This is a genomic window from Rhizobium sp. P2_G9 (genome assembly GCF_056403475.1).
Genome location: NZ_JBFUFK010000014.1, coordinates 169,955 through 186,761, shown reverse-complemented (window position 1 = coordinate 186,761; position 16,807 = coordinate 169,955). Strand labels below are relative to the sequence as shown.

Below are 16,807 nucleotides of genomic sequence, written 5' to 3'. Positions count from 1 at the left end.
GCGTTCCGGCAAGGGGCCGACGCAAGCCTTCGGTAAACCCGAAAGGAAACCAGACATGGCTAAGCCCTCAACCAATCGCCAATCCGCCCGCGTCGTCCAGCTCCGCAAGGGCGCCACAATCGAAATGGTCCGGCTCACCTGCCCCGATGCCGCCCAGGCGATCAAGATCGCCGAACGTTTCGGCACCGCCGTCGTCGACAGCGACGGCATCCGCGACCAGCATGAGCGCCTGATCATCGAAACCGCCGATACGCTCAGCGAAGGTCTCGGTGAGCGGGCAATGCAGATCCATCTCCAGCGGATCGTCGGCGCTTATGTCGGTTCGGCCCACGGCGCAGGCCAGTTTTACTCGCGGGCCGTCACCGAGGCGCGTGACGCCACGGCGAAGGCCGCAAACGACGCCCGCGACGAGGACCTTGACGGCCCGGTCGGCTACGACAGCGCCGCCCAGCGCAAGCGGGAGTTCGCGGCCGACATGGGTGTCCAGGCTCATTCCCTCCGCATGGCGGCCGAAGGCGCAGTTGCCGCCTACGAGCACGTGGTCGGCGAAACCTGGAAGCCCTTCGACCGGCCGGTCGATCAACCCGGTGCATCGCTCGATCGCAAGGCAGCGGCAGCGCAACTGGCAGCGTTCGAGTGAGCCGCTCTCTGGCGGGGTTTCGGCCCCGCCACCACATCGATCATCTGAGAGGCCGGCCTTGGTAGGACTGGCCCTTTCTGTGTCGCTGCCAAGGCCGGCGACGAAGAGGCCGAGGAATGAAACGGGAAGATGAGGTTTCGCCCTGCGACCCGTCCGGTTCGTCGGCCCTGCAGGAGCCGGCGGCGAGCCGCAACGGCTTCGCCGTCCTCCACTTCGTTACGGCCGTTCCGGTGCGGCTCGCCGCCTCGGCGCCCCTGCGATCGGCCCTCCGCGACGGGCCGCGATGGGCGCGGCCTCCTGAACGGAGGGTTCGAATATGAGCAGCAAACCAGCAAATGAACGTGCCGACATCTACGCGAGGATCACCGACAAGATCATCGAAGAGTTGGCCAACGGCGTCCGCCCGTGGACGCAGCCTTGGAAGACAGCGCATGCGGACGGCCGGATCACCCGGCCGCTGCGCCACAACGGCCAGCCCTACAGTGGCGTCAATGTGCTGCTTCTTTGGTCGGAGGGCCTGGCACGCGGCTATTCCTCGGCGATCTGGATGACATTCAAGCAGGCGCTCGAGGTAGGCGCCGCCGTCCGCAAGGGTGAAACGGGCACGACGGTCGTGTTTGCCAGCCGATTCACCAAATCCGAGGCTGACGATCACGGCAACGAGGTCGAACGGGAAATCCCGTTCCTGAAGGCATACACTGTTTTCAACGTCGAGCAAATCGACGGACTGCCGGATCACTATTGCCACCGCCCTGCTCCGGTTCTCGATCCGATCGAGCGGATTGATCATGCCGACCGCTTCTTCCGCAACACCGGCGCCCTGATCCGTCACGGCGGAAACCGGGCCTATTATTCGCCGGCTAGCGACCACATCCAGATGCCACCCTTCGAGACCTTCGAGGATGCGGCTGGGTACGTGGCCACGCTCAGCCATGAAGCAACGCACTGGACGGCGCCATCCTTCCGCGTCGGACGCGACCTGAGCCGATATGCCAAGGACAAGACCGAACGAGCCCGCGAGGAATTGATTGCGGAGCTTGGCAGTTGCTTTCTCTGCGCCGATCTCGGCATCGCTCCCGAACTGCAACCGCGACCGGACCACGCCTCGTACCTTCAATCCTGGTTGACGATACTTTCGGACGATAAGCGGGCGATCTTCCAGGCGGCCGCGCATGCTCAGCGCGCCGTCGCCTACCTGCACAGCCTGCAGCCTGCCGTCTCCGAAGAGCGGGAGGCTGCATGATGGCCGTTCTTCCTTCTTCCCGCCTGCTGATCCTTGCCTGCTCCGCGACCAAACGCGACGGTCCAAAATATATGCCGGCGATCGATCGCTATGATGGTCCGCTGTGGCGGACACTTCGCGCCTGGCGAAAAGGCACAAGTCGCGTTTCTTTCGGCCCATCTCGGGTTTCGAGAGGCCAAGACGCCGATCGAAATCTACGGCGTGCGCATGACCGAAACGATCGCCGCGGCGATGAAGGCGGGCGGGCTCGGAACACGCTGGCCCCGCCCTCGCAGTCAGCGCCGCGTGATGCCGGATAGCGAGCATCCGGGCATGCATATCGGCAGCATGACAGCTTTGGCGAGGCGTCCCTTCACCGAGGTGGCTCTGGTCGGCGGACATCTCTGTCTCGATGTGATGCGGCACCTCGTGGGCCTGTTCCGTGAACACGGGCATGTCATAGCCGAGGCCCGTGTCGTCGAGATCAATAGACCCATCGGACGGATGCGCCGTGACCTGCGCCTTTGGCTTGAGGGGGACCTCGAGGAGCACATCTGATGCTCTACATTCCGACGAACTCGGAGGAGGTGGAGCCCACCTCCTCGATCCGCCTGCGCGTTCTATCGCTCGGCGCCGGTGTGCAATCCACCACGCTCGCTTTGATGGCCGCGCATTGCGAAATCGGTCCGATGCCGGACTGCGCCATATTCGCCGACACCGGCTGGGAGCCGCAGGCCGTCTACGAGCATCTGGACTGGTTGGCCTCCGGCAACGTTCTTCCCTTCCCCATCCATCGCGTTTCGGCAGGCAGCATCCGCGACGATCTCCTCAACGCTGGAACCGGAGGCCGGTGGGCCACGATCCCGGCCTTCACCCGCACGGTGACGCCGGCGGGTTCGGTCACTCCGGTCGTCGACGCGGGCGAGGACGGCCAGATCGTTGTGATTGGATCACGTCGTGCTGGCGCGGAGGCGGTCTCAATCGGGATGATCCGCCGGCAATGCACGACGGATTACAAGATCGTCCCCATACGACGAAAGGTCCGGGAACTGGCTGGACTCACGCGCCGGCGCCCCCCGAATTATCCCGTCGTCGAGCAATGGATCGGCATTTCGCTCGGCGAGATCATTCGTATGAAACCAAGCCGCGAAGCCTGGCAGATCAATCGCTGGCCGCTCATCGAGCGGCGCTTGACGAGACGCGATTGCTTGGCTTGGTTGCGGCGGCACGAATATCCGGAGCCGCCGAAATCCGCCTGCATCGGATGTCCCTTCCATGATGATCGCCGCTGGCGGGATAACCGCGACCATGATCCTGCCGCGTGGACCGAAGCAATCGCGGTCGACCGGGCAATTCGGACAGGGCTGCGCGGCATCCGGGGCGAGGTATTTCTTCACCGCTCCGCAGTGCCGTTGGATCAGGTGGACCTTTCGACCGCTGCCGACCACGGCCAGCTCGATTTGTTCGGCAATGAGTGCGAGGGCATGTGCGGCGTCTGAAACGGGTGGCCGCATCTAGCACACTGGCGACCGGATTTTGACGCGGGAAAGACCGCCTTCGCGCAGGAAACGGAGATCGGCGCGGTGCCGGGTGCGCCGTGCCCGACAGCATGACGGCCTCGCCCTCGGTCAGCCAACGCACCACATCGGAGTGGGACAGCAGGGCACGGAATACGATCCTGTGAGCGTCGCGGCTCGACTGTCTCGGCGAGGTCGAGGCGCTCATGACGCCGGCGGCACCGGCATCGGCCTGCCGCAAGGGTTCGTTCCAGCGGTGGCAAGACGGCGATTGCGAACCGCGCGGTGATCGAGGCTCCCAACGACGTCGCCAAAGATCGCATCCCAAGCCTGTTGAGGTGTGCACCGAGAAACCCGCCATTCCCGATACCCTCCCGGTTCGACCGACAGGGCGCGGCCAACACGTCCTCGATGTGGCATGTCTGATCGGAGAGCGGCTGCGCCTCGATCGTCCTCCCGCAACAGCCGTGCCCTGCTTTTTTCCGCCGCGCGCAGGCGCGCTTTGCATCGCGAAGCACAAAAAGCATGTCCCGGCTGCCCTCCACGCTGTTCCGGCCCAAGGGTGCGGTCCGATCGTCCCCGATCCCTTCGACAGCCATCGAGGTCGCGATGGTCGCGACCCGAACAACCCGGAAGGACCTCGAAAATGGCTATCATCGGCGAATTCACCACCAACGGCAACGCAATCACCGGCAACGTCCGTACCCTCACGGTCTCCATGAAGGCCCGCCTCAACCCCATCGAGCGTACCTCCCGCGACGCTCCCGACTTCCGCATCATGTCAGGTGCTGCCGAAGTGGGCGCTGCCTGGAACCAGATCTCGACCGACGGCGAGCCCTACATCTCCGTCAAGCTCGACGACCCGAGCTTCCCCGCCCCCATCAACGCGGCGCTGTGGCCGGCCGAAAAGGAAGGCGAGTACAGCCTGGTCTGGAACCGCCCGAAGCGGGACGCCTGATTGGCCCCGAGGTCCCGCCGCCAAGGCGGGGCCTCTCCGTTGCCTGTTGTTGAAGCAGGAGCCGGGCATCGAGCCCGTCCCTGCTTCCCGGTCGCGATACGGTGGGGTGGGATGTCTGCTCAGATCCGTCTATCTTGCCGGGAAGGGATGGCGGCCTCAAGGACGAGCGGTACCCCCAATTTTGCCTCCGCTTCGGTGCCCTCCACTCCAACAAAATCGGCTCCCCCACTCGCCGCCGCTGGCGGTCGCTCGCGCGATCCTTGACCCCGCCATCCCGTCCCGCCGCCGATCGTCGTCTTTCACGAAATCAAGGAGATGAGACGATGACCATCGAACAACACATCGAGGAACTGCGGGCCGAACTCAGGAACGCATACGATACTGCCGAACGCCGCCAGATCGAGGTGGAGTTCGAACTCGCTAAGGCCGATCTCGTTGTCATGCTGGCTGAGCAGGAGGGCGCCATTGAAGCCGAGCCGCCCTCACATGAGGAATGAGGTGTCAATATCCTTTTTCCGGTAGCTCGTGCTAATCCTACTCTACATCCAAGGCTTGAGCCCAATTCGATAACGCAGCTCTGTTCCTGAGCCGTATCAACCTCACATACGGTCGCCACTCCAGGTGGCTGCACCAATATCCCGCATTCGGCGGGCACAGGGCTCAGGTGAACGGGACCATTCTTTTGATCGGTGGTTAAGCCACGGGCGGCTCCGGTCCGTTCGCCTGGATCCTTCAGGACTGATCGGGGCCTGAGGATAGGAATAGCATCACAACTGGTAAAGGATATTCAGCTTCACCACTACGAAGACTTCATGACGGCACCCTCGATGATGATACCCGCGGTGACGAATTTCCAGATCGCGACCAAAAGCTTCCGTGCCAATGCCACGATAGCGGTCTTGCGACGCCGCCCGCCGTCGTGCGTCACTCGTTGCTGAAACCAACGGGCGAGCGCCGAATTAGGCTGATGACGAAGCCAAAGCCAGGCAAGCTGGACCATCGTTGTTCGCAGCCTCGGGTTTCCTGCTTTCGACACTCCTTGCTCGCGGTCAATCGTGCCGCTCTGCCATGGTGATGGCGCCAAACCTGCGTAGGCAGCAATCTGCCTGCGGTTGTCAAAGCTGCGGAAAAGGCCTTCCGCATGGAGGACCGCAGCGAACTCTGAGCCGATCCCTCTGAGGTTGAGAAGCGTTGCCCCGAATTCTGGTGTTTGCTCGGCTTGGGCCTTCAACATGGCGTCGCGCTCCGCCTCGACGCTCTTGATCTGTTGCAAAAGCAGTTCCAGGCGTTCGATTTCGCGAACAACCTGAGCCTTGAGATGAGAAGGCAAAGCGCGTCCATCACCTGTCCGGAGATCATCAAGTCGTTCACGACGGTCACGGCGCAGCGGCTCGTAGCCGCGGATGCCTTGGTTGAAGAGCAATCCTTTTATGCGATTAACATGGAGGCTTTGTTCCGCAATCAGCGTTTTGCGCTCGCGTCCAATCCGTCGTTGATCCTCCTGTTCGTATGTCGGAACCCTCACCATAGAACAAACACGCGGCTCGCCGCGTTTCCAAGCCATCAACGTGCGAACCAAACTCTCTCCGTCTAGCCGATCGGTCTTGGCTCGACGATGTTGACGCGAAACCGCAACCGAGGCGGCGTCGACAATGTGGCTTTCGATCCATTCTTCGCGGTTCAACTGTCTGTCTATCCAGAAGCCGTCAAGGCCAGCCTCCTGCACCACAATCAACGGATATGCTTCGCCCTCGCGCGCAAGGACCTTCTTCCGCAGCTCGATCAAGCGAGAAAGCAGGCCGGTGATATCGCCGGCTGGCATGCTATGACGTGACATCTTCTCGCTGCCTGGCGCAATCGACGTCATCAGCCAGGTCGACTTGCTAAGTTCTAGTGAGACAAAGATCGCGCCAAGGTCCATCCGGATCGCGGCGGGTGTATACGTTTTATCTGCTGGCATCTTAGTCATCTCCGTGGAGTTTAAAGCCAGCCGATTTTGCCACAGACCGCAGCGCTGGCTATTCCTCATGGGATCTTTTGAGGCGGCCAACTTTTTTGGCGCATGAGCCGGCCGGCCGGATCGACCGGCCGCCCGGCTGTCAGGGATTTTGCCCCTCGACGCTCCCCGGGCAGCTCCGCCGGGTATGGTCGCGTTCCCTCCGGGTCCGCGTGAAATCGAGGTTAGATAGCTTCGAGACGGACTGGAACCGGCGCCGGTGAAGCGCTTTCCTGGCCGCTCCGACGGGCCATTTCATATTGACATGGAGGGCGCGGGCGGTAGCCGCGCTTTCGTTTCTGCCGGAGCAGATCCAGGAACAGACGGACCGCTTCCTCCTCCCGGCCGAAATGATGGACCATCATCTGTCCCTTGGTTCCGATCCGGCCCCATTTACGCAGCAGGCAGATGTCCCCGAACAGGTTCGGCTCGATCGACATGGCGTAGTAGCGGGCCATGTTTTTCGATACATCGGAGCGTTCGACATAAAGGTGATAGGGCTGTGAGATCATGAGCCCAGAATCGTCGATGTCGGCAATCTCGTCCAACGACACTTATGAATCGGTGGGCATGGATCGATTCATATCGGTGATGATTTTGTGGATATCGTATAGGCGCACGGCTCTATTCGCTACGCTCACGAAGCCCGCAGACGGTCTCCGTTAGTTCGGGTGACGATCCTCTCGCGGCGGGACCCAATCGCTTCCGGTTTGCGCCAATTGCGGTCATTCCGCCCGGAGGCGCAGAGCGTTCATGATCAGCAGGAACGCCGCCGAGGTCTGGAGCTCTGCGCGGGGTCAGTGCCGCTCGATCTCTTGTCCCCACAAATGACGGTCGACAACTCCCTTGCCGCTCTGCCGACTTTGCTCCCAAACTCCAAGACCTTGGTCTCCGAAACTCGTTCGACGGGCGCGGCTATCGATATCGCTCCAATGCAGCTGCCGCCCGATCCAGTCAAGGCGGCCGCAGTGCTGATCACGCCGACATCGAGTCCTTGTTTGTTGCAGGAGAATCCCGCCACCCTAGCATCGAAAACCGCCCTCTTGATCAGTTCCGGTGCAGTCACCGTGTGTTCTGTGTACGTTAGAAGTTGGCACGACAGAACGTCGTCGACGAATTGGTCCGGCTGCGCCGCGAGGAAAGCCACGCCCGAAGCAGTGGCGTGCAACGGAAGATCACTCCCAACGTCGACCGCCACCCGGTTCGCCTGTGTCGAGTTTCGGAAATATACTATGGACAGCGAGCGACCGTTATACTCCGACAGGTGGACGGTCTCGCCGACATCTTCTGCCAGTCTGTCCACGTAAGGGATGGCGCTCCTCAACAGCGGGTACCGGTCTTCCCTTATCCGCGCAAGACGCAGCGGCGCTGCGCCCAGCCTGTACTTTCGATCCCCACGGAGATGTTCGACGTAACCGTGCCGCTCCAGCGCCAAAAGGAAGCGCCTTGCCGTCGCGCTGTCCATTGACGCAAGCTCGGCTAGCTCCGTCAGCCCAGCTTCGCCCGACAAGCGGGACAGCACATCCAACATGTGAAGAGCCTTGTCGATCGTGCTCATCGGACGTCCATCAAATGAACAGGATTGGGGCTTCCCGCCTGAAGATGCCATCCCTGGGTTCGGTCCCGAGATATTCTCTGGCAACGCGATGTCCTGAGAAGACTGCCGATTGAATGATCCCCGGAGCCAACGCGTCCCCGATCAGGGAGCAGGATAGCCCGGCCAGCCGGAGTTCGTCGGCAAGGTGGGTGTTCGGAGACCGAGCGGTGACCGAGATCAACGCCTTCGCTTCTATCGAACGCAGTGGCTCATCGGTGTCCGATCGTTTCACAGTGAGCACGTTCCCGCTCCAAGAGACAGCCGTCGTGTTTGGATACATCCGCACGCCCGCCTCCACCATCGCGGCTAGAACCCGAGGCTGTTCGAGTGTGTATCCCATCCAGGCAGCGATTGACGGCAGCGGACAGACCAGATGGACTTCGACGCCTCGCGCAGCCAGGTGCTCCGCAATCACATTGCCCATGTAATAGTGGTCATCGTCGTAGACGATGATGGGACCATCGACCTCGCGGCCGTCGAGGATGTCGTCGGGCGTCAAGACGGTGCTTTCAAATCCGGGAACGGGCGAATATCGACTCCTTCCCAAGCCGTCGTTCCGCCACGACGAGCCTGTCGCGACAAAGATGTGGTCTGGCTCGAACTCGCGAGCGACATCGACGCCGATCTCGCTGCCGAGGAAAATCGCCACGTTACCCATCTGTTGGAGTTGATAGAGGCGGTAGTCGCGAACGCGGCTCCAAGCCGCCAGTCCTTTGAGGCGGCTCTCTTTCGAGACCCTCCCTCCGGCTTCCGTCGCCTTCTCGGCGATCGTCACAGTGTGACCCGCGCGAGCGAGAGTGAGGGCGCACTCCAGGCCAGCGGGACCGCTCCCAACCACGAGAACATTGGTAGGTTCGGCTACTTTCGGAATCTTCTCCGGGTGCCACCCGCGCCGCCACTCCTCGCTCATGGTGGGGTTCTGCGTGCATCTCAAGGGGATCGAATAGGCGTCGGACGCAACGCAAATATTGCAGCCGATACATTCGCGAACTTCATCTATCCTGCCCTCCCGAATTTTGCGAGGCAGGAAAGGGTCGGCGATCGACGGACGAGCACCACCGATGAGATCAAGAACGCCGCGTCTGATCTGGCTGACCATGGCGTCTGCTGACGTGAAGCGCCCTACCCCGACGACGGGCTTGGTCGTCACCTTCTTCACGAAACTGGTGAACTCCTCCTGCGAGCCTTCGGGATCGAAGCGCGAGGTCCCCGAGTCACGGCTCCATCCGGCGACATTGACGTCCCACAGGTCGGGTATTTCGGCGAGACGCTCGACGACGTCACGCCCTTCGCCCGTATTCAGAATCGCCTTGGGGCCCGACAGCTCATGAACAGCAAATCTGATCGCGACGGCGATGTCGTCTCCCGCTTCCTCCTTGGCGTCTTCCAACACCTCCCTGAGAAGGCGGACGCGGTTCTCGAAGTTGCCTCCATACTCGTCTGTTCGGTGGTTGTAGACAGGCGTCAAAAAATGCCAGAGAACCGAGGCGTCGTGCGCGGCGTAGACATAGACGATGTCGTACCCGGCTTCCTTTGCTCTCTGGACAGCCGCGCGGTAGCTCCGGCGCAAAGCCGCGATGTCGCTCTTGTCCATCGCCTTGCTTTGAACGGGCACCTCAGGTTTGAGCACTGGCAGGCTCGAAGGACCGAGCACGGGGTACCCGTTGGCGAGACCGCGGGATCGCAGACCACTGTGGGCGATCTCGATGGCGGACAAAGACCCGTGCTCCCGAATCTTCTCTGTGAGGCGAGCATGGCTACGCACATCGACCTCGTCCCAGAATTTCTCGATCGGGAGATTTGAGATGTCGGATGACGGGTCAATTTCCGCGAGCTGCATGCAGACGGTGCCCCACCCGCCCTCCGCCTTCATCGCGCGCATGCCGATAGAACCGTTGGGCATCAGGGGAGAATGGCCTGTGGCGTGAGGGACGGCGAAGAAGCGGTTCGGTGCGATCTTGGGACCAATTCGAACGGCTTCAAACAACACCGCGTATCGGGCATCCACCGGATTGGGATGTACTGTCATGCCGTGGTCCTTCTTATGATCTTGGCAGCGACCCATTCATCGAAAATCTTGAGGACGGCGTCGGCGAAGGCGGCGTCGTTGATATGCGCGTCGATCTCGGTCATCTGGACGCGATCTTTCGCCACGGTTCGCATCTCGTCCAAGAAGGCCGCGAAACCCTCGGGGTCGTGGGCTGGCTGTCCTTCACGGTCCCATTCCTCGACGCCGAGGATCGGAAGAACGAGATGCACAGGACCCGTCGCCTGCGCCAATCGGTCGACGATTTCGCGCGCGGTGTGGCGACGTTCTTCCGGGTTGAGGGCCGCGGAAGCTATAAGCCTGTTGTGCGCGTGGTAAGGTCGGTCGGCGAAACGCTCTGGCACGCCCTGCCAAGCCGGAAAGTCGATCAAGTCGACGCATCCCGGTGCGACCAGCTGGGGTATGCCCTTCCGTCCGGCCGAAAGAAGTCGGTCCCTCCCACCGTTGATGATCGATCCTACCAGGAGGTTGCCTAATTCGGGCAGCGCGAAATCCATGACTGCGGCGAAGTATCCTTGCGACGCCAGGTTTTCGAAGGCCATGCCTCCCATGCCGGTCGCGTGGAACACCGCCAACTCGAAGCCGCGCTTTTCGAGCGGCTCCTTCAGGCGCTTCATGTATGACAGGCACGAACTGCCAAGGCTCGTCATTCCGATGACAGGGCGTTGTTTGTTCGGAGGCTCGACGGCGCGTACAGCGCCGACCACCGCCCCCGCGGCTTGACTGAGTGACGACTTGCAGATCGAGTTCAATCCGTAGAGCCCGCCCGCCCACAGGATCATCTGGACATCCGGGGCAAGTCTGTCTGCCGGGATGAGTGGCGAGAAGGATACCGTCGAGACCACATATTTCGGGACGCCGAGGGGCAGCGCTCTTGCGCAGTCGAGTGCTAAGTCGGTCCCCATGGTACCGCCCATGGCAATCAAACCGTCGATCCTACCCTCGGCGAATAATTTGGATGTGATCAAGCTCGCTCCGGCGGCCATGATTTGCATGGCGCTGTTTTCATCGCCCGACTCGATCACCTGCTGGATCGTCGATCCAGCCGCATTCGCTACTTCGAACTTGCTGATCTTCGTAGAGACCTTGGCCTCGCCCAGTACGCTGACATCCATCGCGATGACTTTAGCACCCTGGCTGCGGATGCGCTCCTCAAGATAGAGAAGCTCGTCCGACTTGGTGTCGTAGGTTCCTACGATGAGGATTGACTTGCTGTCTTCCATTGTTAGTTCCCGCTCGTTTTTTTGGAGTTCGTCAGCTACGCATGCGCTCGCCTTTGGCGTCGTAGAGCGGTTGAAGTTGGACGGTGACCGGATACCGCCGGCCGGCGATCTGGACCTCAAAGCATCCCTCGTCCAACCACGTCTTCGACACGCCCTCCTCGTTGTGGAGGCTGGCCAATCCAATCATTCGTTCAAGTCGGTACCCCCAGCCTCCGGAGGTCACATGGCCTACGAGTCGATCACCAAGCCAGATCGGCTCATTGTGAATGAGATAGGGTCCGTTCTTCACGTCCGCCTGGTCGACGGCGATCGAGACCGTACGGAACTTCGTGGCCACACCGTCCGCCTTCTGCTTGGCAAGTGCTTCCCGTCCAAGGAAGGGATCGCATTTCGACAGATCGACGGCAAAACCGAGGCCCGTTTCATACGGCGTGTCGTCTTCGCCGATGTCATGGCCGAAGTGCCTGAAGCCCTTTTCCAACCTGCAACTGCCCATGGCGAACATGCCCATATGGCGGAGGCCATGCGGTTTCCCGGCCTTGATCAGAGCTTCGTAGACCCCATGCGAAAACTCCGTCGAGATCAACAATTCATAGCCGAGCTCGCCGACAAACGATCGTCGAATTGCCCAAACTCGGGCATAAGCGAGATCGATCTCTCTGGCAGCCCCGAAGGGAAACGCGTCGTTACCCAGATCGTCTGAGGAGATCGATCCAAGGATATGGCGCGAATTCGGGCCATGCAACGTCAGCAGCGCATACGCTGAAGTCGCGTCAAAGACTTCGAACCGCCAAGACCTGTCGGCGTGCGCTTCGATCCAGGCGTGGTCGCGAACCTGGCTTGGATGTCCCGTGACCAAAAGAAACCGTTCCGAAGCGATCCGGGTTACGGTGACATCAGCCTCGATTCCCCCCCGTGGATTGAGAAACTGCGTATAAACCGACGTCCCAACGGAAACATCGAGCTGGGCACCGCACACATGGTTCAACGCCCTCACGGCGTCGGGACCTTGCACGATGAGCTTCCCATACATCGACTGGTCCAGAATGACCGCCGCGTCACGAGCAGCGGCGCATTCCGCGGCAACCGACGTCGACCAGTATTGCTCGCCGATCGAAGGTTTGTCCTGCCAGCCTTCGCCGGAATTGTCAAAAAACATCGGAACTTCCCAGCCGATGCGCTCTGCGAAAACCGCACCGGCGGCGGAAAGCTTGTCGTGAAGAGGGACACGTCGCACACCGCGAGCGGTCTCGATCTGTCGGCCAGGCCAATGTATCCCGTAGTGAAAACCGACCGATTCACCGACACGGTCGACATTGTACCTCGTGTTGGCTTGGAACGGATGCGCACGCGAGGCCAGCATCGAGCTCATGGAGCGGCTGGGATAGCCGTCGGTGAGCCACTCGGCCATGGTGTATCCCACGCCGCCCGAGTTCAGAATCCCGTTCGAATTCATCCCTGTCGCAAGATAGAGGCCGGGCATTTCAGGCGCAGGGCCCAAATACGGACGACCGTCAACAGTGAAGGCTTCAGGTCCGTTGAAAAACGTCTTGATGCCCATCTCGGCGAGCGCAGGCATGCGAGCGAAGATGGTTTCGAGGACGGGTTCGACGTGTTCCATGTCGAAAGGCAGTTCATCGAATTCGAAGTCTTCGGGAATGCCGTCCTGAGCCCACGCCTTGCCCCTGGCCTCGAAGCCGCCGATCAGGAGCTTGCCAGCATCCTCTTTCCAGTAGGTGCGCTCTTCCTGGACGACGAGACATGGCAAAGTGCGAGGCAGGTCAGGAACGGCCTCGGTCACAATGTAGAAATGCTCCGCAGCGTGAAGCGGCACGGTCACCCCGTGCTTCTTGGCAAAGCGGGCGGACCACATGCCTCCGGCGAGCAGTACTTTTTCAGTGGCAATGACACCTCTATCGGTTTCGACGCCGACGACGCGGCCGTTCCTCGTCAGGATTTTGATCGCCACGGTGTTTTCGAATATCATGGACCCGTTGTTCTTCGCGCCTCGCGCCATGGCCTGCGTGACATCCAGCGGATTTACCTGGCCGTTGGAAGGCACGAAGAAACCACCCTTCACCCCCTCGTAGCTGACGAGAGGCCACAATTCCTTCAGTTCCGGGATCGACAGCATATGACTCTCGATCTCCATCCTCCTCGCATGATCGTGGTTTCGCAGGAGTTGCTCCATGCGGATGTCGGAAAGTGCGAGGTGCAAGGTGCCGTTCTGCTTGTACCCGGTCGCCTGCCCGGTCTCACCCTCCAGTTCAGTGAAGAGGCGAGCGGTGTATTTCGACAAGGCGGTCTGCGCACCGGATTCCCGAAGTTGCCCAACGATACCCGCGGCATGCCAGGTCGTCCCGCTGGCAAGTTGTTTGCGCTCGATGAGGACCGCCCCCTCCACCCCCTTCTTCGCGATGTGATAGAGGGAGGATACCCCGATGATACCCCCACCGATCACGACCACCGGTGCTTTCTCGGGCAAATGCTTTTCGGTTGCGGCAGACATCAGAGCTTAATCCATGCTGTTTTGAGGTGAAGGAATTGGTGCGGCACAGACGTGGACACGTCCGCTCCGCACCCATACGGTTCAATCCGGCTGTGCGGGTCCATGGTCGGCGCACGGAGGCAGCGGTCAGCCCAAAATCCGGCTGCGCCTCCCACCATGCGACGGGGCGAGAGCGAGATTACGTCAACGGGTTTACCAGGGACGGCCCTCACCAACCCTTTGGCAACAAGCGATCTATCCCCCGGAACTGCAGCGTCCCGGAGCCGGCCGATTTCCGACTCGTCCATTTGGGTTATTGTCCTCGTTTTCTGCGCATTCGCCGTCTCCGGCTGGCGTCCGAAAATTTCGGACAATCGCGAAGCGCATTGTGAATTTTGAGTTGACTGGCGACAATCGGTTCATTATTATCACCAGCGTTTCTAAAATCTTGCAATACGTTCGGACTTCTGTCAAGTAGCACCCAAGCACGGAGAGAAAATCGTGGCGAAACCCGAATCCGCAGAGCCTGCCCAGATGATGAAGAGTGTGGACAGGGCACTATTTTTGCTTTCGTTCTTCACGGTGCAACAACCGGAATGGGGGCTGAGCGACCTCGCGCGCAAGGCGAAATTGGATAAGGCGACAACTCTGAGGATTCTGGTGGCACTGATCCGCAATGGCTTCATCGAACAACATGCGGAGACCAAAAAGTACCGATTGGGAATCGCGGTGCTGAGGTTAGCCCGTGTCCGGGAGGCAAGCTTCCCCTTGATCGAACTCATCCGCCCGGTACTTGACCGGATCGCCGAGGAAATCGAGGAGACCGCCCACGCGACTTTGGCGACCGACGAAGCGATGATCACGGTGGCCGTGACCGAACCCAAGCGCTCGACCCGGGTGTGGGTCAACCCTTCTCAGCTCTTGCCGTTCCATGCCTCTGCGTCAGGACTGGCATATATCTCGTTCGCTTCCCAGGACAAGCAGGACTCGCTGCTCTCGGATGATCTGCCCCGGTACACGGAGACGACGGTCCGCGCGGCCGACTTGCGCGATCATCTCCAGCAAATACGTGAACGCGGATACGCTCTTGCGCCAGGCTCCTTCGAGGCGGAAGCAAGCGGTGTCGCTTCGCCAATATTCTCCTCCGATGGCTATTCTTTCGGATCGGTCGCGATCGCGGGCGTTGCCTCGAGGATGACGCCGGAGCTGCAGCGCAAGGCCGCGTATCTCGTCGTTGGCGCTTCCATCGAGATTTCGAGGGCGATCGGCGCGGAGCCGCACCCCAACATCGTTCGCGCCAAAAGGGAGCTGTCCACTGCCTGAGCCACCCGGGCTTAAACGACGGCGTAACATGGACTGTAGAGACGGCCGCGATCGGAGGTTCGTAGCCGCGAAACTTCCCTAGCAAATCGACCGTGGAGAGTCGTCTCGCCGCGGCGTTTCACGTTTCTCCTTCCGGCACGACATGCCTCTCAACCCGCTGGAAATCTTGGATGTTTTAAACGAAACTACCTTGACATCCTCAAAATTTTTCACATGATAAGTAACCATTGGTGATAATAATGAACCAATACACCGAGACACTCTAGCTAAGGGGAATTTTGATGTCACAAATTCAGGAGCCGGCTGATCGTGGCTTGCGGGCTGGCGCACTCGGTGTCGCCGCCATCACGCTCATGGTTGTGTCCGCCGTAGCACCACTCACGAACATGGCGGGGGTTCYCCCAGTCGCCATCTTGTTCGGGAACGGAACCGCCATCGTACCTGCCTTCATTCTCATGATGGTCTTGGTGCTGATCTTCTCGGTCGGGTATGTGACCATGGCCAGACACGTGCAAAATGCGGGCGCGTTCTACACGCTTATCACTCAGGGTCTCGGCAAAAGCTTGGGTGGCGCTGCCGCTCTGATCGCCCTGCTCGGCTACAACTGCATGCAGATCGGCATGTCCGGTATGTTCGGTCCGGTCTGCACCGACCTCATCAAGACATTCACAGGCCTCGATGTGCCTTGGTGGGCATTCAGCCTCGGCGCGTCGGCGCTGATCGGCGTGCTTGCTTACCGCCGCGTCGACCTCTCGGCCAAGGTACTTGGAATTTTGGTGTTGGCGGAATTCGCTGTTATCCTCATCCTTGACCTCGCGATCGTCCTGAAGGGCGTCCCGGGAGGGTTTGACCTTGCTCCGCTGTCGCTCACGGGCATGCCCAGCACGTCGGCCCTCGGCGTGACGTTCGTTTTCGCGTTCGGCTGCTACATCGGCATCGAGGCGACCACCCTCTACAGCGATGAGGCCAGGGAACCGCGCAAGACAATTCCCCGCGCCACTTACGCCGCAGTACTTCTGATTGGCGCTTTCTACTCGATCTCGACGATCTGGATTGTGGAAGCCGCCGGAACCTCGACGATCGTCAGTCAGATTCAGGCTCTCGGTGACCCGATCCAGTTCGTCTTCAACATCGCGAACCAGTATGTCGGCAATTGGCTGGCAGTCACCATGCGCGTCCTGTTCGTGACCAGCGTGTTCGCCTGCCTGCTCGCCTTCCACAATCACGTCGCCCGCTATTTCTACTACCTGGGCAAAGAAGGCATGATCCCTTCCTGGCTTGGACGAACCCACGACACCCACCAGAGCCCTCACCGCGGCACCGTCGTCCAAACGATCATCGCTCTCGCAGTCATCTCGATCTTCGCGATCGCCGGCCTCAACCCGCTGCTCACCCTCTTCGCATGGGTCGCCAACATCGCGGTGATCTGCATCATCGTGCTGATGACGCTCGTCTCGGTCGCCGTCATTGCGTACTTCGCCAAGAACCCGACCCTTGAACCAAACCAGCCCATCAAGACCAAGGTGATGCCGGCTCTCGCGACCGTCGGCTTTGCCGTGGTCGCCTACTTCGGGATTTCTGGTTTCGACATCCTGACCGGCACACCAGGCCCGCTGGCGATCGCGCTCCCGTCATTGATCCTCATCGCTGGCATCATTGGGGCCATCAGAGCGGCGACCAGGCCCGCCGCCATGGCTCGGCTAAACGCCGATCCGGCATAGGCCGACGTCGATGTTTCCGAACCCGCCATCGGCGGGTTCCTTTCTTATCCAGACCTTGCAGGTTAACCAGCCGGT

At 60.7% G+C, this 16,807-nt stretch carries 13 protein-coding genes and 1 pseudogene; 8 read left to right on the top strand and 6 right to left on the bottom strand.

The genetic code is table 11. From position 1 onward, the window contains the following. The first annotated feature begins 55 nt into the window (after positions 1–55). The 6 genes from AC1DYF_RS14185 (at position 56) to AC1DYF_RS14160 (ending at position 4,834) form a co-directional block, all read left to right on the top strand. On the top strand, positions 56–640 hold the full coding sequence (locus tag AC1DYF_RS14185) for a hypothetical protein (RefSeq protein ID WP_477877362.1): 585 nt from the start codon (positions 56–58) through the stop codon (positions 638–640). Positions 641–956: 316 nt separating this feature from the next. Continuing rightward, positions 957–1,883: an ArdC family protein gene (locus AC1DYF_RS14180; protein WP_477877361.1), complete on the top strand. Its 927-nt coding sequence runs from the start codon at positions 957–959 to the stop codon at positions 1,881–1,883. Between the two features lie 90 nt (positions 1,884–1,973). Beyond that, positions 1,974–2,420 (top strand): hypothetical protein, encoded by a 447-nt coding sequence (locus tag AC1DYF_RS14175; protein ID WP_477877360.1) that lies wholly within the window; start codon positions 1,974–1,976, stop codon positions 2,418–2,420. Then, positions 2,420–3,361: a hypothetical protein gene (locus AC1DYF_RS14170; RefSeq protein ID WP_477877359.1), complete on the top strand. Its 942-nt coding sequence runs from the start codon at positions 2,420–2,422 to the stop codon at positions 3,359–3,361. Before AC1DYF_RS14175 ends, AC1DYF_RS14170 begins: the two co-directional genes overlap by 1 nt. Before the next feature lie 664 nt (positions 3,362–4,025). After that, entirely contained in the window at positions 4,026–4,337 is a 312-nt protein-coding gene (locus tag AC1DYF_RS14165; RefSeq protein WP_477877358.1) for a DUF736 domain-containing protein, read from the top strand. Positions 4,338–4,660: 323 nt separating this feature from the next. Further along, positions 4,661–4,834, top strand: coding sequence for a hypothetical protein (locus AC1DYF_RS14160; protein ID WP_477877357.1), 174 nt, complete (start codon positions 4,661–4,663; stop codon positions 4,832–4,834). Positions 4,835–5,136: 302 nt separating this feature from the next. Here the strand turns inward: AC1DYF_RS14160 and AC1DYF_RS14155 are convergent, their stop codons facing one another. From AC1DYF_RS14155 to AC1DYF_RS14130, 6 genes and pseudogenes are all read right to left on the bottom strand, one after another. Further along, entirely contained in the window at positions 5,137–6,297 is a 1,161-nt protein-coding gene (locus AC1DYF_RS14155) for an IS110 family RNA-guided transposase (protein ID WP_477877356.1), read from the bottom strand. Between the two features lie 308 nt (positions 6,298–6,605). Continuing rightward, positions 6,606–6,845 (bottom strand): annotated as a pseudogene (locus AC1DYF_RS14150) (WGR domain-containing protein); the annotation flags it as partial. A 245-nt stretch (positions 6,846–7,090) separates the two neighbouring features. Then, a complete protein-coding gene (locus AC1DYF_RS14145) occupies positions 7,091–7,891 on the bottom strand; it encodes an IclR family transcriptional regulator (protein WP_477877355.1) in 801 nt (266 codons plus the stop codon). Positions 7,892–7,901: 10 nt separating this feature from the next. After that, positions 7,902–9,959 carry an oxidoreductase gene (locus AC1DYF_RS14140; RefSeq protein WP_477877354.1) on the bottom strand — a complete coding sequence of 686 codons (2,058 nt, stop codon included), beginning with the start codon at positions 9,957–9,959 and terminating at the stop codon, positions 7,902–7,904. Next, positions 9,956–11,200 carry a Tm-1-like ATP-binding domain-containing protein gene (locus AC1DYF_RS14135; RefSeq protein WP_477877353.1) on the bottom strand — a complete coding sequence of 415 codons (1,245 nt, stop codon included), beginning with the start codon at positions 11,198–11,200 and terminating at the stop codon, positions 9,956–9,958. Before AC1DYF_RS14135 ends, AC1DYF_RS14140 begins: the two co-directional genes overlap by 4 nt. A 31-nt stretch (positions 11,201–11,231) precedes the next feature. After that, on the bottom strand, positions 11,232–13,709 hold the full coding sequence (locus tag AC1DYF_RS14130) for a GcvT family protein (RefSeq protein WP_477877352.1): 2,478 nt from the start codon (positions 13,707–13,709) through the stop codon (positions 11,232–11,234). A gap of 480 nt (positions 13,710–14,189) precedes the next feature. Here AC1DYF_RS14130 and AC1DYF_RS14125 point away from each other — a divergent pair, with 480 nt between their 5' ends. Then, positions 14,190–15,011: an IclR family transcriptional regulator gene (locus AC1DYF_RS14125; RefSeq protein WP_477877351.1), complete on the top strand. Its 822-nt coding sequence runs from the start codon at positions 14,190–14,192 to the stop codon at positions 15,009–15,011. Positions 15,012–15,292: 281 nt separating this feature from the next. Beyond that, a complete protein-coding gene (locus AC1DYF_RS14120) occupies positions 15,293–16,732 on the top strand; it encodes an APC family permease (RefSeq protein ID WP_477877350.1) in 1,440 nt (479 codons plus the stop codon). Positions 16,733–16,807 lie beyond the last annotated feature (75 nt).

Coding starts and splice junctions, on each gene's coding strand:
- AC1DYF_RS14185 (WP_477877362.1), top strand. CDS start 56: ATGGCTAAGCCCTCAACCAATCGCCAATCCGCCCGCGTCGTCCAGCTC.
- AC1DYF_RS14175 (WP_477877360.1), top strand. CDS start 1,974: ATGATGGTCCGCTGTGGCGGACACTTCGCGCCTGGCGAAAAGGCACAA.
- AC1DYF_RS14170 (WP_477877359.1), top strand. CDS start 2,420: ATGCTCTACATTCCGACGAACTCGGAGGAGGTGGAGCCCACCTCCTCG.
- AC1DYF_RS14155 (WP_477877356.1), bottom strand. CDS start 6,297: ATGCCAGCAGATAAAACGTATACACCCGCCGCGATCCGGATGGACCTT.
- AC1DYF_RS14160 (WP_477877357.1), top strand. CDS start 4,661: ATGACCATCGAACAACACATCGAGGAACTGCGGGCCGAACTCAGGAAC.
- AC1DYF_RS14130 (WP_477877352.1), bottom strand. CDS start 13,709: ATGTCTGCCGCAACCGAAAAGCATTTGCCCGAGAAAGCACCGGTGGTC.
- AC1DYF_RS14180 (WP_477877361.1), top strand. CDS start 957: ATGAGCAGCAAACCAGCAAATGAACGTGCCGACATCTACGCGAGGATC.
- AC1DYF_RS14145 (WP_477877355.1), bottom strand. CDS start 7,891: ATGAGCACGATCGACAAGGCTCTTCACATGTTGGATGTGCTGTCCCGC.
- AC1DYF_RS14140 (WP_477877354.1), bottom strand. CDS start 9,959: ATGACAGTACATCCCAATCCGGTGGATGCCCGATACGCGGTGTTGTTT.
- AC1DYF_RS14165 (WP_477877358.1), top strand. CDS start 4,026: ATGGCTATCATCGGCGAATTCACCACCAACGGCAACGCAATCACCGGC.
- AC1DYF_RS14135 (WP_477877353.1), bottom strand. CDS start 11,200: ATGGAAGACAGCAAGTCAATCCTCATCGTAGGAACCTACGACACCAAG.